The sequence below is a fragment of the Pseudomonas sp. LABIM340 genome, from assembly GCF_040017195.2.
Taxonomy (GTDB): domain Bacteria; phylum Pseudomonadota; class Gammaproteobacteria; order Pseudomonadales; family Pseudomonadaceae; genus Pseudomonas.
In genome coordinates, this window is sequence record NZ_CM200227.1 from 2541637 (window position 1) to 2560441 (window position 18805).

The 18805-nt window shown below is 65.6% G+C and carries 12 protein-coding genes; 10 read left to right on the plus strand and 2 right to left on the minus strand.

The features are described 5' to 3' along the window. Positions 1-55: 55 nt before the first annotated feature. Entirely contained in the window at positions 56-856 is an 801-nt protein-coding gene (locus tag ABKS89_RS11940) for an OmpA family protein (protein ID WP_348589395.1), read from the plus strand. Between the two features lie 130 nt (positions 857-986). Beyond that, complete coding sequence (locus ABKS89_RS11945; RefSeq protein WP_348589394.1) at positions 987-1937, plus strand: hypothetical protein; 951 nt, start codon at positions 987-989, stop codon at positions 1935-1937. 93 nt (positions 1938-2030) lie between these two features. On the opposite strand, the gene ABKS89_RS11950 is transcribed toward ABKS89_RS11945, so the two are convergent. Then, positions 2031-3413, minus strand: a complete 1383-nt coding sequence (locus ABKS89_RS11950; protein WP_138216661.1) for a substrate-binding domain-containing protein — start codon at positions 3411-3413, stop codon at positions 2031-2033. A 197-nt stretch (positions 3414-3610) separates the two neighbouring features. On the opposite strand from ABKS89_RS11950, the gene ABKS89_RS11955 reads away from it, so the two are divergent. The 4 genes from ABKS89_RS11955 (at position 3611) to ABKS89_RS11970 (ending at position 8731) form a co-directional block, all read left to right on the plus strand. Continuing rightward, positions 3611-3853 (plus strand): hypothetical protein, encoded by a 243-nt coding sequence (locus ABKS89_RS11955; protein ID WP_348589393.1) that lies wholly within the window; start codon positions 3611-3613, stop codon positions 3851-3853. A gap of 144 nt (positions 3854-3997) precedes the next feature. Beyond that, positions 3998-6349 carry a coiled-coil domain-containing protein gene (locus ABKS89_RS11960; protein WP_348589392.1) on the plus strand — a complete coding sequence of 784 codons (2352 nt, stop codon included), beginning with the start codon at positions 3998-4000 and terminating at the stop codon, positions 6347-6349. Between the two features lie 235 nt (positions 6350-6584). Continuing rightward, positions 6585-7208, plus strand: coding sequence for a response regulator transcription factor (locus ABKS89_RS11965; protein ID WP_138216658.1), 624 nt, complete (start codon positions 6585-6587; stop codon positions 7206-7208). A gap of 374 nt (positions 7209-7582) precedes the next feature. After that, positions 7583-8731, plus strand: coding sequence for a hypothetical protein (locus ABKS89_RS11970; RefSeq protein ID WP_348589391.1), 1149 nt, complete (start codon positions 7583-7585; stop codon positions 8729-8731). 57 nt (positions 8732-8788) lie between these two features. Here the strand turns inward: ABKS89_RS11970 and xthA are convergent, their stop codons facing one another. Further along, positions 8789-9601 carry an exodeoxyribonuclease III gene (xthA, locus tag ABKS89_RS11975; RefSeq protein WP_045208108.1) on the minus strand — a complete coding sequence of 271 codons (813 nt, stop codon included), beginning with the start codon at positions 9599-9601 and terminating at the stop codon, positions 8789-8791. A gap of 129 nt (positions 9602-9730) precedes the next feature. Here xthA and ABKS89_RS11980 point away from each other — a divergent pair, with 129 nt between their 5' ends. The 4 genes from ABKS89_RS11980 to mgtA all read left to right on the plus strand — a co-directional run bounded on the left by ABKS89_RS11980 (position 9731) and on the right by mgtA (position 18721). Then, positions 9731-10378: a GNAT family N-acetyltransferase gene (locus ABKS89_RS11980; RefSeq protein WP_081516669.1), complete on the plus strand. Its 648-nt coding sequence runs from the start codon at positions 9731-9733 to the stop codon at positions 10376-10378. 80 nt (positions 10379-10458) lie between these two features. Next, complete coding sequence (locus ABKS89_RS11985) at positions 10459-12186, plus strand: autotransporter assembly complex protein TamA (RefSeq protein ID WP_242015425.1); 1728 nt, start codon at positions 10459-10461, stop codon at positions 12184-12186. 14 nt (positions 12187-12200) lie between these two features. Beyond that, on the plus strand, positions 12201-15866 hold the full coding sequence (locus ABKS89_RS11990; RefSeq protein WP_348589413.1) for a translocation/assembly module TamB domain-containing protein: 3666 nt from the start codon (positions 12201-12203) through the stop codon (positions 15864-15866). Between the two features lie 137 nt (positions 15867-16003). Beyond that, positions 16004-18721: a magnesium-translocating P-type ATPase gene (gene mgtA, locus ABKS89_RS11995; RefSeq protein ID WP_138216654.1), complete on the plus strand. Its 2718-nt coding sequence runs from the start codon at positions 16004-16006 to the stop codon at positions 18719-18721. The last annotated feature ends 84 nt before the right edge of the window (positions 18722-18805 follow it).

Consider the following 18805-nt stretch of genomic DNA (forward strand, 5'->3'; position numbering starts at 1 on the left):
CAAAGGGCCCGGCGGCGCCGGGCCCTTTCCAGACAGAATTCAGAGGTTACTCATCATGTTCAAGCAACAACTCCGTACAGGCCTGCGCCTGGCGGTGGTCGCCGCGGCGGTCGCCCTGATCAGTGCCTGTGGCACGGTCAGCCAGGTCGACAGCGCTGGCAAGACTACCCAGCCGGTCTTCCCGGTCATGAAGTCCGCGTCCATGCCCGAGGGCTACTACGTCAACCTGGAAAACCTGGGCAAGGTCGGCCCGGGCATGACTAAGAACCAGGTCATGGAACTGATCGGCCACCCGCAGTTCAGCGAAGGCATGTTCTTCGTGCGCGAGTGGGACTACATCCTTAAGTTCCGCCAGCCCAACGGCCAGCCGGACAAGGTTTGCCAGTACAAGGTGCTGTTCGACAAGGAGATGGTTGCCCAGTCCTTCTACTTCCTGCCCACCGACTGCATGGCCCCGTCGGTGGTCGAGCAGCATGAGGACAAGCAGATCCAGCACATCACCCTGTCGGCCGATGCCACCTTCGGCTTTGGCAGCGAGACACTGCGCCCGCTGGGCATCGCCGCCCTGGACGATGTCGTGGCGAAGATGGAAAAGGCACACGTGACCAGCATCGACGTCGTTGGCTACACCGACCGCATCGGCAGCCCCGCCAGCAATGAGGCCCTGTCGCTGCGCCGCGCCGATGCCGTGCGCAACTACCTGGTCTCCCGCGGCGTGTCGGGTTCGGTCATCACCGTCGATGGCCGCGGCAGCGCCGAGCCTTTGGTGAACTGCCCGGGTCCGAAGACGGCCGCCGTCATCGAATGCCTGGCCCCGAACCGCCGCACCGCCATCACCATCCAGACCCAGCAATAACCCCTGAAAGACCGGCGGCAGCGCAAGGCTGCCGCCGTTCGATCCCACTGCTCACCCCCCATGGAATGAGATACCGAGGGACCGCGTACAACGCTACCGGTGGGCCACTCCTGTACCGAGGTCACTCTCCATGCAAGTCAAACCCCTTATCGCCGCTCTGCTGATCTGCACCGCCGCCCTGGCCGGCTGCCAGCAAGAGCACACCCCTGATGCCGCGCAACAACCCGCCGTCTCGCCGCCCACCAACCCCCCGCCCGCCGCCGGCAATGACGCCGTGCGTCTGAACCTGCCGGCACTGCCGATCATCCGCAACGCGGTGTTCAGCCTGACGCCGACCTTCAACGGCCAGCGTGACCCGCAGATCATGAGCCAGGTCTGTGGCCTGGTCCGTGGCGAGCTGACCCAGGGCCAGGTCAACACCTTCCTGGGCCAGCGCAGTATCGACCCGGCCAAGCTGCCCAAGACCGGCAACCCGCTGTCCCTGCTGGTCAACGGCGACAAGACCAGCCAGACCATTGCCTGCGCCGCCTACCTGGCCACCAGCGTGATGCTCGCGCCGGATGCCAACGAGTACATGAAGAGCGTCGCCGTAACGGAAAAGGCGCCGGCCGGCAAAGCCAAGCCCGGCGCCAAGCCGGAGGCCAAACCCAGCACCGTGCAGCAACTCGATACCAAGGCCTTGTCCCTGGTGCTGCCGGTGAAACTGGCCGTGGCCCGCGCCAACGCCGATATCTTCGCGCTGATCGCCAGCCAGCTGCAGCGCGAGCCCGGCCTGACGCTGGGCGAGTACCGCAACCAGGCCATGCAGCTGTTCACCCGCCTGGCTCCGGTCTACCTGCAGCGGGTCAAGGCGCAGATGCCCAACGGCGTGCGCTTCGATGTCGTGCGCCTGGGCGGAGGCGCGCTGGTCTTCCGCGGCAGCGATGGCAGTTTCTTCGACTTCGACGGCACCAACCTGCGTCTGATGCAGAGCGATGTGCTGTGGTTCGGCGAAGGCAGGCTGATGGGCCAGGAATATCCCCTGTCGGTGGCCTATTTCGATGCTTCGGTGCAGCCACTGCTGGTGCCGGCCAAGCACTAAGCCTGTTCCTTGAAACAATAAAAAGCCCGGCCTATGGCCGGGCTTTTTATTGTTTCAAGGAGCTGCACGACCTGGCGGCCGGCGCCCCGGTCGTCAGTAAACCCAAACTTCCACGCGACGATTTTTTACCCGACCGTCGTTATCGCTGTTGGCCGCCACCGGCAGGGCGTCGCCCATGCCGCTGATCTCGCGGAACATCACACCTTCCTTCGCCAGCTCGCGCCGCACGGCCATGGCGCGCAGCTTGGAGAGCAGCTCGGCGCGGGCCGGGTCCTGCTTGGGATCGCCGAAGCCGACCAGCACTGCCTGCTTGTCCATCTTGCCGCTCTGCTGCAGGTAGGCGATCAGGCGGTCGATGTCGCGCTGGGCCTTGTTGTCCAGGGTCGCGCTGCCTTCGCGGAAGCGGAAGTTCACCGACAGCCGCTCGGCGTCGCGCGCCAGGGCCTGGTAGTTCTCCGGCATGCTGGCGCGCGGCGCCATCTTCACCGCCTGCACGCGCTGGCCGACGAAGCCGCTGGTGCTCACCAATGCCTGGCCCTTGTCGCCCTGGGCGAACTGCAGCAGGGCGCGTGCCCAGCGGTTCGGTTCCTCGGGCTTCATGTAGAGGAACAGGCGGCGCGACAGCGGGTAGTCCTCGGTGGCGATCAGCGTGGTCGACGGCGGCATGGCCTGGGAATCGCCATCAGCGATACGCAGGGCCTTGGACTTCTGGATCGACGACAGGCCAACAAAACCGATGCCCTGCGGGTCCTTGCTCACTTCGGCGGACAGCAGATCGCTGGACTCGAACCGCTGCACGCCGCTGGCCAGCGCCTTGCCGTGGCTGGCGAGCACCAGCTCCTTGAAGGTATCGAAGGTGCCGGAGTTGTCGTCGCGGGAATACAGACGGATGGCACCGCCGCGCCCGCCGATTTCTTCCCAGGTCTTCACCTCGCCGGAGAAGATTTTCGCCAGCGTATCGGTGGTCAGTTCGTCCAGCGGGTTGGCTGCATTGACGATGATCGCCAGGCCGTCGATGCCTATCACCTGTTCGGCCTTGGCGCTGCGCAGGTTGCCCGACGCCGACAGGCCCGCGACCTCGGCGTCCTTGATCGGGCGCGAGGCGGCGGCCAGTTCGGCGCTGTTGTCCTTGAGGGCGACAAAACCGGTGCTGGAGCCGTGGGCGGCGAGGTCGATGATGGCCTCCTTGCCGTCCTTGCTGCGGCCGATGAGGCGCTGTTCGTTCTCTGCCTTGCCCGGCTTGGCGCTGACGTCCGTGTAGCCCTCGCTGACCAGCAGACCCTTCACCAGCTCTGGCAGCAGGTGCGCACCGATGGTGTTGGAACCCTGGATACGCAGCACCGGCTCGCTGCCCTGGGACGAGGGCAGGGCGGCGAATGCCGACCAGGGGAATGCGTAGCAGATGAACGCGATGGTGAGCCAGGCGATGGTGACGGGCCAGGGTTGGGCATCGCTGGGGCTCGACTTGTACTGCATGGGTCAACTTCCATTTGAGGCATCGTTGGCGCGGCAGATTAAGTCGAAATCATTGCATCGATATGACGCTTCACTGCCGTGCAGGGCGGGCGCCGCTGCCTTCAGACATGACTGGCGAGTTGTCGGAGCTTTCCGATTACGGATCCGTTCCACCGAGGCTATACAGGTCGCTCGATTCCGCAATGCCGGAGAGTGAGATGGACGAGATCCTCGATTTTGCGTCGGTCCTGATGAAGCTGGTACTCATCCTGCTGGCGGCGCTGATGGCCGGCTCCCTGGTCATGGCGCCGGACAGGACGCTGGCGACGGCGCCTTCGATGCTCATGCTGGTGGTCCCGTTGTTTGCCCTGGTGACGCTGCTGGACCTGGCGGGAGTCGTGCGGAGCTTTTCCAGGCGCAGGGCAGCCAGGAAAAGCGCGTGTCACTGGAGCCATGACTGAGCCTGCGTCCGTGGGAGTCGGAGTGAGTGGGGTGTCGAGGAAGTGATAGGAAAAATCTCCCGGCTCATCAGGAAAGCCTGATAACACCCGCATTCCGGCCAAGCGAAACTTGCGCCGTTTCAACGTCCCGCCGGAAAAGTGACCATGACCCAATCCCATAGCGCGCCAGCTCCGGCTGGCTCCGAGCATCGCGTCAAGCCCACCGCCCTGGCCCTGCATGTCGCCTCCGCCGCTTCCTGGGGGCGTCCCTGGCGGCGCCGGGCACTGAGCTTGCCTTCCCCTCGGTCATTGACCTTCCAGGGTATCCACCTGCCGCTACAGCCGTTGCGCTCCTGGCTGCATCTGTTGTCCAGGGCCGGAATGCTCGGCGTGCGGCCTGCTGCCGTGAGTGTGCTCAGGCAACCGGAAGACGACGAAGACACGCCGACGAGGATCGAAGATCTGGGTTTCGAACTGGCCACCGAGATGATCCTGGACTTCGCCAATTTCGCCCGGCAGTCGAGGCTCCACAGCGCCGCCGAACAGGCCGAAAAGACCGAGACCGAGACCGCGACTTCCGGGGACGGTGAGCCGCCTGCCATCGCTGCCAGTGGCGTTATTGACCCACTGCATGCGCTTGCCATGGCTGGCAGCGTTGTGTCGGAGTCCGTGGACGAGGACTTCCTGCGCCTTGAATCGCCGGAGCCGCAGGAGAGCCCAAGTCCCGGTCCGGCAATACCTGTGCAGGAAATCGAGCAGCCCTCGGCGCTCGAAGTGCCGCTTCCGGTTGCTGAACCACGGGTCGAACCGACCGTAGATGTGACGGATGCCCCGGTCATGACCGAGCAGCATGAGCCCATCGCCGCTGAGCCAGTGCCGGACGCTCAGGAATATGTGGAGCCACTGCAGTCGTTGTCGCTGGAAACCGTCGCTCCGGTGGCGTCGCCCATGCCGGTGATCGAGGAGGGCACGTTGGAGTCCACCGTAGCACCCGCACGGACGGCATTCGTCGAGGCAGTCGTGGCAGTTGTCGAACCGCTTCAGGAAGCAGTGATCCGTAACGAAATGCCGGAAGCGCCAGAGAGCGAGCCCGAGCATGAAGACTCTGCTGAAACTGCGGCGGTTGCCGAGGAGAAGGTCGTGGATGTACCGGAAACTGTCGTGCGGGAGCCGCTGCCCCAGGAGCCTGTGGAGCCGCCTCAGCTACCAGTGGGGAGCGCTGCACAGGAGCCGGAAGCAGCTGCATCGGTGATGGACGTAGAGGACGAAACCCGCCCCGAGCAAGTGCCCGAACCGGAACACGAGGCTGCGGTGGAAGCGCTGAAAGCGAAGGGCCCGGCCATCGTTGTCAGTGACGTGCGCCTCGCCAGAAAAGCGGTCGTTCGGCCGCGATCATCCGTGGAGTCGGAACCTGCCGCACAGAGTCCTGGCGTGGCGGAGGTCGTTGAAGTGAACGCACCGGTGGCCGAGGTGGCGGCCGAGCAGCCGCAGGCGGAAGTCGTGGAAGTGGCCGTGCAGTCCGAAACGGAAAACCCGGCAACCGTCATGCACTGGGAGCCCATGCAGGCGGAGGTACAAGTGCACGAAGCAATCCAGGGGGGCAGAGCTGCAGACGAGTTCGGATTCGAACCGATGATCGCGAGCCTGGAGGATGCCCTGGCTGCACTGGCGGCGGCCAATGCCATTCACGAGGCCCCCCCGGCCGTGCCAGTGGAGCCGGTTGCCGAACCAGACGTTGCGAAAGCTGCTCCCGCCCCCTCGGCTGCCGAGGCACTGCAGGCAGACGACAGCACCCTTGAAGCGGCGCTTCGGGGAATCTTTATCCAGAAGGAAACTGAAATGACCGAAATGCGCGATGAGTCGAACGATGCCGATGTCCGGGCTGCTACCGCCCCCATCACGTCGGTGGAGCTGCAGGAAGTGGCGGCCACGCTGAGCGTGCCCCAGCTTGAAGCCGACCCGGACGACGTGCTGTCCGATGTGCAAAGCACCCTCAACTCTCTCGCGGGCATGGCCCAGGGGCTGACCCAGCAGAAGCAGGCGGCAGGTCGCCTGCAGGAAGAGCTGGAGGAGTGGAACAACCAGCTGCAGGAGCGCGAGCGCCTGGCGGGTGACAAGGAAGAGCGCCTCCTGCAGCTGGAGAGTCATCTCAAGGAGGCCAAGACCAATCTGGACCGCATGGCTGCAGAGAACAATCGCCTGCTCGCCGAGCGCAGCGAGGCACTCAAGGAGTTGGCGCAGACCGTCGATCTGCGCGACAGGACCACCATCAAGCGTGCCGAGTCGATCCAACTGGAGCAGCAGCGTATCGATGAACAGGCTGGCAACCTGCGTACCCGTGCCAGCGAGCTGGATGAGCGGGAGAGTGCCCTCAAGCGCAAGAGTGAGGAGCTGGGCGTTCGGCTCAAGCAACTGCAGAGCGCGAAGGACAAGTTCAGCGCCATCGTGAAGAGCTTCAACGAGACGGTGCAGTTCAACAGCACCCTGTCGGCCATTTCCAAGACGGTCAACGAGTGACCGGAGCGGCTGGCGCGCCATTGGGCGCAACGGTCGAGTGTATCTGCCGCAGTGGGGGCACTGGCGCAACAGGGGATGCCGAGACACGGAATGGTCCGGCTCCGTCCGTTGCGCCAGCGGCGTGTTCGCTGGGGTAGCCGTTCAATGACACTTCTGTGGGAACGATTGCTGCGGTGGATTCTTTCGATACGCCATGTCGCACGTGGCCCGCGGGGCCTTCGCTGCAAGGAGGAACATGGCCCGCATAGTACTCATCGAACCGTCGCGGCGTGATTTCGTCACGATCCGCCGGTTTCTGCTGGACCACGGCCATCAGTGTGACGTGCACTTCAAGTACGCTCGCCAAGCCTTGAACAGCCTGGACGATAGCGACTGCGATCTGCTGGTGGTGACCCTGGAGTTGCCTGACATTCATGGCATGGAGCTGGTCACGATGCTTCGGCGGGACGGCCGGCTCAAGCCTTCGACTCCTGTGCTGGTCTGCTCCAGCCTGGGGTCACCGCTGAACATTCAACGAGCGATTCGCATCGGGGTTTCGGGCTTTCTCCTGATGGACGACCGCCCAGCCCTGATCGGTCGGGCCGTCGACGCCGTACTCGCGGGTGGCAAGGTCTTCCCCGAGCATGAGCGATTGCCACTGGCTGGAGATCCCCGGCTGGAGTCAGCACTGGTTCTCCCCACCCACCTGGTTGCCGTACTGCATGGGCTGCGCCGTGGGCGTTCGGTAGCCTCGCTGGCGGAGGTCCTGGCTTTATCGGGGCCCAGCATCGGTCAGCATAGAAGGCAGCTGATGCGGAAGCTGTCGGCCTCGAGCCTGGAAGAGCTGTTCAGCATCAGCGAGGAGATTGGTCTGCTCTAGCGGCTGCGGGCCATGCGGTGCTCTCCGCCTCCGGAAGGCTGTAGCCGCTCAGGGGTGGCCGAATCGATCAGGCGGCCTTGCGTAGTTTTCCTTCGCTCATGCAGGAATAAACTGACATTCACTGCGGCGCAGGGTTGTAAGAATTCTTCCTGCAACCTGTCCTGTACTTCCCCCATCGGGAAAGTATGGGGCAGCCCATCGGCTCTTCCCGTCGGCCTGATCGCCCTTGATTACGAAGGGGCATCGCCACCGAGTCTCTGGCCCCTGTTCGACTTGTCGTGCGGCGTGCAGAGAAGGTGTGGCTGACCACCCTCAGGGTAGGACGTTTCATGACTTCAGATGCGAAGCGGTTCGAAGGACATCAGGAGAACGGCTTGTCAATCGTGACCGCTCCTCAGCTGTCCGAGCAGGAACTCGCCATTCTTTCTACGGACATCGACGAGGGGCATTCCGGATTCCGGGCTCCTCTGCCCCTGGCAACCGAGAGCCGCGATCGGCCCAGCATCCTGGTGGGATACATCCCGATCCAGGGCGGTGCCGCCGTGTCGGCTGTACCGCTTGAGGCTGCGCAGTCCCAGGGCGCCTTCGAGAACCTTGAACGGGACCTCGCCGATCTTGCCTCGGCCTGTTCGGGGCTGGTGTCGGCGGAACAAGCCGGCGCCGTTGCCATCTTTCCGCCGGTAAGCAGCGAGCACGCGCTGGAGGTGTCCGACTCCGAAGCCGCGGCGATGCTCCTCGATTCGCTCCAGCTCACTGCGTCGATGCCCGATACCGACTGCAACCTGGCTACCGATGCCTCTGTTGCGCACGCCAGCCAGCCAGATTCCCACTTTTCCCGCGAGGAAGACCTCAACATGAACGCTCAAGCCCAATCCGTCACCACCGAAGCTGCGAACCACCGGGTGCCCGTGGAATCCGCCATGACCGTGCGCCAATCCTCGGCGCTCGAAACCGACGGCGTCCTGCACGATGTACAGTCCACCCTCGACTCGCTGGCCGGCATGGCGCACGGCCTATCGCAGCAGAAGCTGGAGATCGTGAAGATGCGCGAGGCGCTCGAGGAGCGCCGTCTGGCGACACTGGAGCGCGAGCGCCAGCTGGCAGAGCGGGAGGAGCGCCTGAGTCAGCAGGAACAACGCCTGCAGGAAGAGAAACAAGGCATCGAGCGCGTCGCCGAACACAATGCCACCGTTCTCGCCGAACGCAGCACGGCCTTGCAGGCCCTGGCGGAAACCGTCGATAGCCGCGACCGTGCGACCACCAAACGCGCCGAGGTACTGAGTCAGGAGCAGCAGAGCATCGACCGCCAGCAGAACCAGCTGCGTGCGCGGGTTCAGGAGCTGGATGACCGCGAGGCTGGCCTGCAGCGCCAGAGTGGTGAGCTGGCGGATCGTTTCAAGCAACTGCTCGACGCTAAGGAGCGCTTCGGCGCCATCGTCAAGGGTTTCAACGAGACCGTGCGCTTCAACACGACCTACAGCGCCATCAGCAAGACGGTCGGAACCGGTGCGGAGGAAGCCTGATCGCTCACCGACAAATGAAAAAGCCCGGCATTGGCCGGGCTTTTTCGTTCAGGGCGATTACTTCAGCTGCAGCCAGATCGGCGCGTGGTCCGAGGGCTTTTCCATGCCGCGGATGTCGTAGTCCACACCGGTCTCGGCGATGCGGCCGCGCAGGGCCTCGGAGGCGAGAATCACGTCAATGCGCAGGCCGCGCTTGGGCGTGTCCTCGAAACCACGGCTGCGGTAGTCGAACCAGCTGAAGCGGTCGTCCACGCTCGGGTTCTGCAGGCGGAAGCTGTCCACCAGACCCCAGCCCTTCAGGCGCGCCAGCCATTCGCGTTCTTCCGGCAGGAAGCTGCACTTGCCGGTCTTCAGCCAGCGTTTGCGGTTCTCTTCGCCGATGCCGATGTCGCAATCTTCCGGCGAGATGTTGATGTCGCCCATCACCACCAGCGGCTGGTCGGGCTGGAAGCGGGTTTCCAGCAGGTCCTGCAGGTCGGCGTAGAAGCGCTGCTTGGCGGGGAATTTCACCGGGTGGTCGCGGCTCTCGCCTTGGGGGAAGTAGCCGTTCATCACGGTGATCGGCTGGCCGTCGGCGTCCTTGAAGGTGCCCCAGATGAAGCGGCGCTGGGAATCCTCGCCGTCGTTGGGGAAGCCGCGTTGCAGTTCCAGCGGCTCCTGGCGGGAGAGCAGGGCGACGCCGTAGTGGCCCTTTTGCCCGTGGTAATGCACGTGGTAGCCGAGGGCTTCGATCTCCTCGCGGGGGAACTGTTCGTCGGCGACCTTGGTTTCCTGCAGGCCGATCACGTCCGGCTGATGGCGTTCGATGATCGCCTGGAGCTGGTGGGGACGTGCGCGCAAACCGTTGATATTGAAGGAGACGATTTTCATCCTGGGCGCCCTGGCAAAAGTACGATGCTAGCCCAGGTAGGCCGACCCTGGCGACCCCGGCGAGGCGCTGCTAGGGTTTTGTGGCTGGACTCATAACCATAAGAAGAACTCACCCGAAGAGGCGTCCGCATGCCTGATACCCTCGCCGAAGTCCGTCTGCTGGACGGCAACTACAGCCGTGAAGTCCGCTCGCTGCTTTATCACGCCTACCGCCACGAACCCACCTTCGCCTACCTGTTCGAGTCCGACCGCGCCGGTTTCGACCAACGCGTGCGGGCGACCGTCCGCGAGCTGGTCAACCAGCACTTCCTCGAGGAGCTGCCGGCCATCGGCCTGCTGATCGAGGACCGTCTGGTGGGGGTGGCGCTGGTGGTTCCGCCGCAACGTCGCCTGGACGTCACCGAGAGCTGGTTCTGGCGCATGCGCATGCTGCTCACCACCGGCCTGGGTTGCACCCGGCGCTACCTGGACTACCACGCCGCCGTGCTCGGCTGCCTGCCGCCGGGGCCCTATCACATCCTGCCGCTGATCGGCGTGCACCCGGAGTTCCAGGGCAAGCACCTGGGCGAGCAGTTGCTCGATGCGCTGCATGCCTGGTGCGCCGAGGACGGCGGCTCCCAGGGGCTGGTGCTGGATACGGGAAATGCCCGCTACCTGGAATTCTACCGGCGCCACGGTTACGAAGAGCTGGGAGAGGTGGCGCTGGGGCCGATTCGCGAGCATGTGCTGTTCCATCCCACCCATGGCCGCGAGGCGGTGAAAGTGTCGGCGGGATAGCCGATGCTTTGAATCCTCAGACGCCTCCTACGGCCTGAAGGAAGGCAATACGGGGAAAACCCGTGCTAGCATTTCGCGCCATGAGAGTTGTCCAAGGATTGCTTGGGCTGCTGCTGGTACTGGCCTTCTGCTTGCAGAGGGCCCTGGCAGCCGAAGCCCATCTCGACGTTCGTATCACCCCCGCCAATGCTGCGCTCAAGGCCAATATCGAGGCCTATCTGGGCAGCCTTGGCGAGCGTGATCAGGCGGCCCTGCAAAGATTCCGGCGCAATGCCGTTGAGCAGGCGCAGAAGGCCGCCCAGGCTTTGGGCTACTACCAGGCGCGCATCCGTGGCCGGGTGACCGATGACAAGGTGCCGACCCTGCGCATCAACGTCCGGCCCGGCGAGCCCATTCACCTGCGTAACGTCACCGTGCGAGTCGAAGGCCCGGCAGCCCAGCTCAAGAGCTTCCGGGTGCCCGGTGGCGACGCCCTGAAGCCCGGCGCGCAGCTCAACCACGGCGCCTACGAGGACGCCAAGCGGCTGATCCAGAACCAGGCCTCACGCTTTGGCTTCTTCCGTGGCCAGTTTACCCAGCAGCAATTGCGCATCGACCCCGAAGCCGGCGTGGCGGACATCGAGCTGGTATACGCCAGCGGGCCGCGTTATCGCCTGGGCAAGGTCGAATTCGCTGGCGATTTCCCCTTCGACGAGGACCTGCTGCAGCGCATGGTGCCGTTCAAGGAAGGCGCCGACTACGATTCCGAACAGATCGCTGACCTCAACCAGGCCCTGCAGTCCAGCGGCTACTTCGATGGCGTACGGGTGGATGCCGCGCCGACCAACGCCGATGGTGAAGTGGTGCCGGTGAACGTTCACCTGGAGGCGCGCAAACCGCGCACCATGGGCCTCGGTCTGGGCTTTTCGACCGACGTCGGGCCCCGTGCACGGGCCACCTGGACCCGCCACTGGGTCAACCCGCAGGGCCACAGCCTGGGCTTCGAGGCGGAGGTTTCCGCGCCCCGGCAGAACGTCGGCGCCTGGTACGAAGTTCCCCTGGACCCGCCGCTCACCGACAAGCTGCGTTTCACCAGCGGCTACCAGTACGAAGACCTGGTGGACACCGAGAGCAAGCTGCTGACCCTCGGCGGCGAGTGGCACCACAAGCTCGACAGCGGCTGGCAGCGGGTCGTCTCGCTGAACTGGCAGCGCGAGGAATACAAGCTGGGCGACGATTCGGGCCTGAGCAGTTTCCTGATGCCGGGCATCGGCTACTCGATCCTCGAAGCCGACAACAAGATTGACCCCGGAAAAGGTTATCGCCTGCAATTCGAGGTGAAAGGCGCCAAGGAAGGGCTGCTGGCGGACGCTGACGTCGCCCATGTCAACGCCATGGCCAAGGGCGTCACCAGTTTCTGGGGAGGGCAGCGGTTGCTCGGACGCATCCAGGTCGGCGGCATCGCCACCAACGACTACAGCGCGATTCCACCGTCGCTGCGCTTCTTCGCCGGCGGTGACCAGAGCGTGCGTGGCTACGACTACCAGACGCTGTCGCCGAAGAACTCCGACGGCGACCGCATCGGCGGCCGCTACATGGTCGCCGGCAGCGTCGAGTACCAGTATCCCATCGCCGAGCGCTGGCGCGTCGCGGCCTTCGTCGACCAGGGCAACTCGTTCAACTCGCTGGACTTCCCCTCGATCAAGACCGGCGTCGGCATCGGCATCCGCTGGATTTCCCCGGTCGGCCCGCTGCGCCTGGACCTCGCCGATGGCCTGGACGAGGACGGCGGCATCCGCCTGCACTTCTCCATGGGGCCTGAACTGTGACCCGCGCGGGCTGGATGCGCGCGCTGCGCTGGAGCCTGGGCGGCCTGCTCGGGCTGATCCTGCTGCTGGTTATCGCGGTGGGCGCCTTGCTGGGCACGCCTGCGGGTAGCCGCACCGTGCTGAGCTGGGTGCCGGGCCTGAGCGTCGATGAGTTCGACGGCCGCCTGGCCGGCGGCTTCAGCGCCAAACGCCTGGAATGGACCGACGGTGCCACCCACCTGGTACTGGACCAGCCACAGATCGACTGGTCGCCGGACTGCCTGCTGCGCATGACCTTGTGCCTGCAAAAGGTCGTGGCCAACGAAGTGCTGCTGACCCTGCCACCGAGCGAGCCGAGCGAATCGTCCGGCCCCGTCGAGCTGCCCGACCTGAGCCTGCCGCTGTCACTGGAGCTGGGTGACATCCGCATCGGCCGCTTCCTGCTCAATGGCCAGGAACAGCTGCGTGACGCCGAGTTGGTCGCGCACTGGGACCACGACGGCCTGCACATCGACTCGGTGAAGCTTGCCCGTGATGGCCTGAGCCTGTCGCTCAAGGGCCTGCTGAAGCCGACCCAGGGCTGGCCGCTGGAGGCCGAGGGGACGCTTGGCCTACCCGCGCCGGGCGAGAAGCCCTGGACCCTGCAGCTGCAGGCCAAGGGCGAGCTGATGGGCCACCTCAAATTGCAGGCGCAGAGCAGTGGCTACCTGAACGGCAACCTGGAAGGAGACCTGCAGCCACTGGCGGAGAACCTGCCGGCCACTGCACTGGTCACCGCCGACGGCTTCAAGGCCGATGCTTCCTTACCCGACACCCTGACGCTGAACCAGCTGCGCCTGAATGCCAGCGGCAACCTCAAGGATGGCTATCAGCTGGCCGGCGCCGCCGTGCTGCCCGCCGAGGAAACCCCGGTGGTGCTGACCCTGCGCGGTCGGGTCGACGCCGAGGGCGCGGATATCGCCGCGCTTGACTTGAGCACCGCCAAGGACCAGCGCGTGGCGCTGACCGGCCGCCTGGACTGGAAGGACGCTTTTGCCGCCAACGCCCAGCTCGACTGGTTGGACTTCCCCTGGCGTCGACTGTACCCGGAGATCGACGAGCCGCCGGTGAGCGTGCACACCTTCAAGGCCGAAGTGAGCTACAACGACGGCGCCTACCTGGGCAACTTCGACGGCGCCTTCAAGGGACCGGCCGGCGATTTCACCCTGGCCAGCCCGGTGTCGGGCAACCTCGCGGAAGTCTTCCTGCCATCGCTGAAACTGGTGGCGGGGCAGGGCAAGGCGGAAGGGCATCTGAAGGTCGGTTTCGCCGATGCAGTGACCTGGGACGCGGCGCTCGATCTGTCCGACCTCGACCCGGCCTACTGGCTCGCCGAGATGCCCGGCCGCCTCGGCGGGCCGCTGCGCAGCAAGGGCTCGCTCAAGGGCGAGGCGCTGAACCTCGACGCCAACCTCGACCTGCAGGGCCGCCTGCGTGGCCAGCCGGCCACCTTCAGGGCCAATGCCACGGCGGCGGGGCCGGCGTGGAAGGTCGACGGCCTGCTGCTGCAACTGGGCGACAACCGCATCAGCGGACAGGCCGCGCTGGACCAGCGGCTGTCCGGCCGCCTGGACATTGCCTTGAATCGCCTCGGCCAGCTGTGGCCGCAGCTGTTCGGCCGTCTCAACGGCCAGCTCGACCTGGCCGGCACGCTGCAGGCGCCGCAAGGGCAACTGAAACTCGATGGCCAGCGCGTCGCCTACGCCGACCTGGGCCTGCGCACGTTGGACCTGACGGCTGCCCTCGACGCCGGCCAGCGTGGTCGCGTCAACCTGACAGCCCAGGGCCTGCACAGCGGCGAAACGGATTTCGGCGTGCTCAAGCTCGAGGGCAGCGGCGACCTCAAGCGCCAGCAGCTTGCCCTGAACCTGCAGGGCAAGCCTGTAGTGCTCGACCTCGGCCTGGACGGCAACTGGAACGGCAAGGACTGGCGCGGGCGGCTGGCAAAAGGCGACATCCAGAGCGGCGGCCAGGACTGGCGCCTGCAACAGCCGGCACGCCTGGAACGGCTGGCGGACGGGCGGATCAACCTCGGCGCCCATTGCTGGGCTTCCGGCCCCGCCAGCCTGTGCATGGAAGACCAGCGGCTGATGCCCGACCCACGCCTGCGCATGCACCTGCGCGAGTTCCCGCTGGACAGCCTGGCGCGCTGGCTGCCCGAGGACTTCGCCTGGAAGGGCAAGCTCGACGGCGACGTGCAGCTCGACCTGCCCGCCAGCGGCCCCAACGGCTCCATCCTGGTCAATGCCAACAACGGCACCCTGCGGATCAAGGAGCAGGAGGAGTGGGTCGACTTCCCCTACCAGCGCCTGCAGCTGGAGAGCCGCCTGACGCCCAGGCGCATCGACACCAGCCTGCAGTTCCAGGGCGACAAGCTCGGCAGCCTGCAGGCCCAGGTCCAGCTCGACCCACGGCCGCAAGCCAAGCCGGTGAACGGCACCTTCAGCCTCAATGGCCTGGACATCTCCGTGGCGCGGCCCTTCGCGCCCATGGTGGAAACCCTGAAAGGCCACCTCAACGGCAGCGGGCAGATTTCCGGCGGCCTGCTGGCGCCACGGGTGGATGGTGAGCTGCGCCTGAACGATGGTGAAATCTCCGGCGGCGACCTGCCGACCCGTTTCGAGCAGTTGCAGGTCACCGCGCGGATCGCCGGCGAGCAGGTCGACCTGAGCGGTGACTGGAAGGCCGGAGAGCACGGCAACGGCAGCCTGTCCGGACGCATCGCCTGGTTCAGTGGCCTGGATGTCGACGTGAAGCTGCGCGGCAGCCGCCTGCCGGTGACCGTCGAGCCTTACGCCAACCTCGAGGTGGAGCCTGATCTCACCGTGCAGATGGCGGGTGAAAGGCTCGCTGTTTCGGGCTCGGTGCAGGTCCCGCGCGGCGCCATCACCATTCGCCAGCTACCGCCGTCCACGGTCAGGGTGTCCGACGACACTGTGATCGTCGGCGCGAAGCAGGAGCCGAAAAGCGCCCTTGCGCTGAACATGGACATCGACGTCAGGGTCGGCAGCGACAAGCTGACCTTCAGCGGCTTCGGCCTGAACGCGGAGCTGGCGGGCCAGGTGCACATCGGCGACAACATGGACACCCGCGGCGAACTGCGCCTGAACAACGGCCGCTACCGCGCCTACGGCCAGAAGCTGACCATCCGCCGTGCGCGCCTGCTGTTCGCCGGGCCCATCGACCAGCCGTTCCTCGATGTCGAGGCGATCCGCAAGGTCGACGACGTGGTTGCTGGCCTGCGCCTGACCGGCAATGCCGAGCAGCCGCGCAGCGAGGTGTTCTCCGAGCCCGCCATGAGTCAGCAGCAGGCGCTGTCCTACCTGGTGCTGGGCCGGCCGATGTCCAGCGGCGAGGACAGCAACATGCTCGGCGAAGCGGCCCTGGCGCTCGGCCTGGCCGGCAGCGCGCCGCTGACCGGCGAAGTCGCCCAGCGCCTGGGCATCCAGGACTTCCAGCTGGACACCGAAGGCACCGGCAACAGCACCAGCGTGGTCGCCAGCGGGCAGCTTTCCGACCGTCTCAGCCTGCGTTACGGCGTGGGCGTGTTCGAGCCGGCCAACACCATCGCGCTGCGCTACCTGCTGAGCAAGAAGGTCTACCTGGAAGCCGCCAGCGGCCTGGCCAGTTCCCTGGACATCTTCTACAAGCGCGACTTCTGAAGGCAGTCGGCGGTGGTGCCCCGGCACCGCTGCCGACCCATCCGCACCGGCAACCTGCCAGCCTTCATGGCCCCTTAAGGTACTCGGCACAGACTCCCCACCGCCGCCGGACGATGTGCGCACAAGGGGAAGTCATCATGCGCCTGGACCTCATCAGGACCCACCTGCTCGAATTCATCAACAAGGGCTTCCCGGCCCGTCAACTGCGCCGGTTAGCCGCTCGCGACCTGCTGCGCGGTTCGGCGGCAGGGCGGCAGGCGCCCAATGCGCTGACCGCAGCCCTGCTGGAGTGGTCCGCGCTGGAGTCGGCCACGGTGCTGGAGCGCCTGGAGAGTCGGCGCGAAGGCCTGAGCGGTGGGGAGGCGGACGAGCGCCGCCAGCGCGACGGGCTGAACGAAGTGGACCAGGACCGTCCCATCGGCGCCTGGATGCACCTGTGGTACTGCTACTGCAACCCCTTCAACCTGCTGCTCACCGTCCTGGCGACCATCTCCTGGTTAACCGAGGACGTCGAGGCCGCGGTGGTGATCGGCAGCATGGTGGGTGTTTCCACACTGCTGCGCTTTATCCAGGAGAAACGCTCCAACCGCGCCGCCGAGAAGCTCAAGGCGATGGTGAGCAACACCGCCACTGTATTCCGCAGCGCGCAGGGCATCGGGCCGGCGTGTCGTGCCGAGGTGCCGATCCGCGAACTGGTGGTCGGTGATGTGCTGTGGCTGTCGGCGGGCGACATGGTCCCGGCGGACGTGCGTCTGCTCAGCGCCAAGGATCTTTTCGTCGGCCAGGCCGCACTGACCGGTGAATCCCTGCCGGTGGAGAAGTTCGCCCAACTGCGCGACGCCCGCCAGGGCAACCCGCTGGAGCGTGACAGTCTGTGCTTCATGGGCACCACGGTGGTCAGCGGCTCCGCCCTGGCGGTGGTGATCGGCACCGGCACGCGCACCTATTTCGGCTCCCTCGCCGAGAAGGTGATCGCCAGCGACCCGACGCCCACCGCCTTCCAGACCGGGGTCAACCGCGTCAGCTGGCTGCTGATCCGCTTCATGCTGGTGATGGCGCCGGTGGTCCTGCTGATCAATGGCTTCACCAAGGGTGACTGGCTGGAGGCCGCGCTGTTCGCGCTGTCCATTGCCGTCGGCCTGACCCCGGAAATGCTCCCGATGATCGTCACCTCGACCCTGGCCAAGGGCGCGGTGGTGCTCAGCCGGCGCAAGGTGATCGTCAAGCGCCTGGATGCCATCCAGAACTTCGGCGCCATGGACATCCTCTGCACCGACAAGACCGGCACCCTGACCCAGGACCGCATCGTCCTCGAGCGCCACACCGACGCCTTCGGCCAGGTACAGGACCGCGTGCTGCAACTGGCTTTCCTCAACAGCCACTACCAGACCGGGCTGAAGAACCTGCTGGACGTTGCCGTCCTCGAACACGTCGAACTGCGCCATGCGCTGAAGGTGGATAGCCGCTTCCGCAAGCTCGACGAGATTCCCTTCGACTTCGCCCGCCGGCGCATGTCGGTGGTGGTCAGTGAGCGCGAAGACAACCACCTGCTGATCTGCAAGGGCGCGCTGGAAGAGGTGCTGTCGGTTTGCACCACGGTGGAAACCGCCGATGGCGTCGAGCCGCTGACCGGGGCGCGCCTGGAGAGCATCCGTGCGGTGGCCGACGGGCTCAACCAGGAAGGCCTGCGGGTGGTCGCCGTGGCCACCCGCGAGTTGCCGCCCACCCGCGATATCTACGGTGTGGCGGACGAAAGCGAATTGTGCCTGGCCGGCTACATCGCCTTCCTCGACCCGCCCAAGGAAACCACCGCTCCGGCGTTGCGCGCGCTGGCGGAGAACGGCGTGGCGGTAAAGGTGCTGACCGGCGACAACGATCGTGTGAGCCTGAAGGTCTGCCGCGATGTGGGGCTGGTGGTCGAGGGTGTGTTGCTCGGCCCGCAGCTGGACGAACTCGAAGACGCCGAGCTGGGCGAACTGGCCGAGCGCACCACGTTGTTCGCCAAGCTCACGCCCAGCCACAAGGAGCGCCTGGTGCGTGTGCTGCGCGAGCGCGGTCATGTGGTCGGCTTCCTCGGCGACGGCATCAACGATGCTCCGGCGCTGCGCACGGCGGACATCGGCATCTCGGTGGATTCGGCGGTGGACATCGCCAAGGAAGCCGCCGACCTGATCCTCCTGGAAAAGAGCCTGATGGTCCTGGAGGAGGGTGTGATCGAAGGGCGCCGTACCTTCGCCAACATGCTCAAGTACATCCGCATGACCGCCAGTTCCAACTTCGGCAACGTGTTCAGCGTGCTGGTGGCCAGCGCCTTCATTCCGTTCCTGCCGATGCTGCCGCTGCAACTGCTGGTGCAGAACCTGCTCTACGACCTGTCACAGATCGCCATTCCCTTCGACCACGTCGACGACGAACTGCTGCGCAAACCGCAGCAGTGGAACCCGGACGGGCTGGGGCGCTTCATGGTGTTCTTCGGGCCGATCAGCTCGATCTTCGACATCGCCACCTTCCTCGTGCTCTGGCACGTGTTCGGTGCGAACTCTCCGGCGCAGCAGACGCTGTTCCAGTCCGGCTGGTTCGTCGAGGGGCTGATCTCGCAACTGCTGGTGGTGCACATGATCCGCACCCGGCGCATTCCCTTCCTGCAGAGCCGCGCCGCCTGGCCGCTGCTGGGCATGACCCTGGTGATCGTCGCGGTGGCGATCTTCCTGCCCATGGGACCGCTGGCGCATTCCTTCCGCATGGAGGCGCTGCCGCTGGGCTACTGGCCGTGGCTGGTGGCGATACTGCTGGGCTACATGGCGCTGACGCAGACGGTGAAAGGCTGGTTCGCCCGGCGCTACGGCTGGCAGTGAGCGAAACGGAACCAACGTGCGAACCCGATCACCTCTGGCCACGCGGGCATCGGGTTCAATACACTCCGGTCATCCGTCTTCTCC

Bases quoted from the DNA above. Each gene is read 5' to 3' on its own strand.
- ABKS89_RS11940 (WP_348589395.1), top strand. From the start codon at position 56: ATGTTCAAGCAACAACTCCGTACAGGCCTGCGCCTGGCGGTGGTCGCC.
- ABKS89_RS11945 (WP_348589394.1), top strand. From the start codon at position 987: ATGCAAGTCAAACCCCTTATCGCCGCTCTGCTGATCTGCACCGCCGCC.
- ABKS89_RS11950 (WP_138216661.1), bottom strand. From the start codon at position 3,413: ATGCAGTACAAGTCGAGCCCCAGCGATGCCCAACCCTGGCCCGTCACC.
- ABKS89_RS11955 (WP_348589393.1), top strand. From the start codon at position 3,611: ATGGACGAGATCCTCGATTTTGCGTCGGTCCTGATGAAGCTGGTACTC.
- ABKS89_RS11960 (WP_348589392.1), top strand. From the start codon at position 3,998: ATGACCCAATCCCATAGCGCGCCAGCTCCGGCTGGCTCCGAGCATCGC.
- ABKS89_RS11965 (WP_138216658.1), top strand. From the start codon at position 6,585: ATGGCCCGCATAGTACTCATCGAACCGTCGCGGCGTGATTTCGTCACG.
- xthA (WP_045208108.1), bottom strand. From the start codon at position 9,601: ATGAAAATCGTCTCCTTCAATATCAACGGTTTGCGCGCACGTCCCCAC.
- ABKS89_RS11980 (WP_081516669.1), top strand. From the start codon at position 9,731: ATGCCTGATACCCTCGCCGAAGTCCGTCTGCTGGACGGCAACTACAGC.
- ABKS89_RS11985 (WP_242015425.1), top strand. From the start codon at position 10,459: ATGAGAGTTGTCCAAGGATTGCTTGGGCTGCTGCTGGTACTGGCCTTC.
- ABKS89_RS11990 (WP_348589413.1), top strand. From the start codon at position 12,201: ATGCGCGCGCTGCGCTGGAGCCTGGGCGGCCTGCTCGGGCTGATCCTG.
- mgtA (WP_138216654.1), top strand. From the start codon at position 16,004: ATGCGCCTGGACCTCATCAGGACCCACCTGCTCGAATTCATCAACAAG.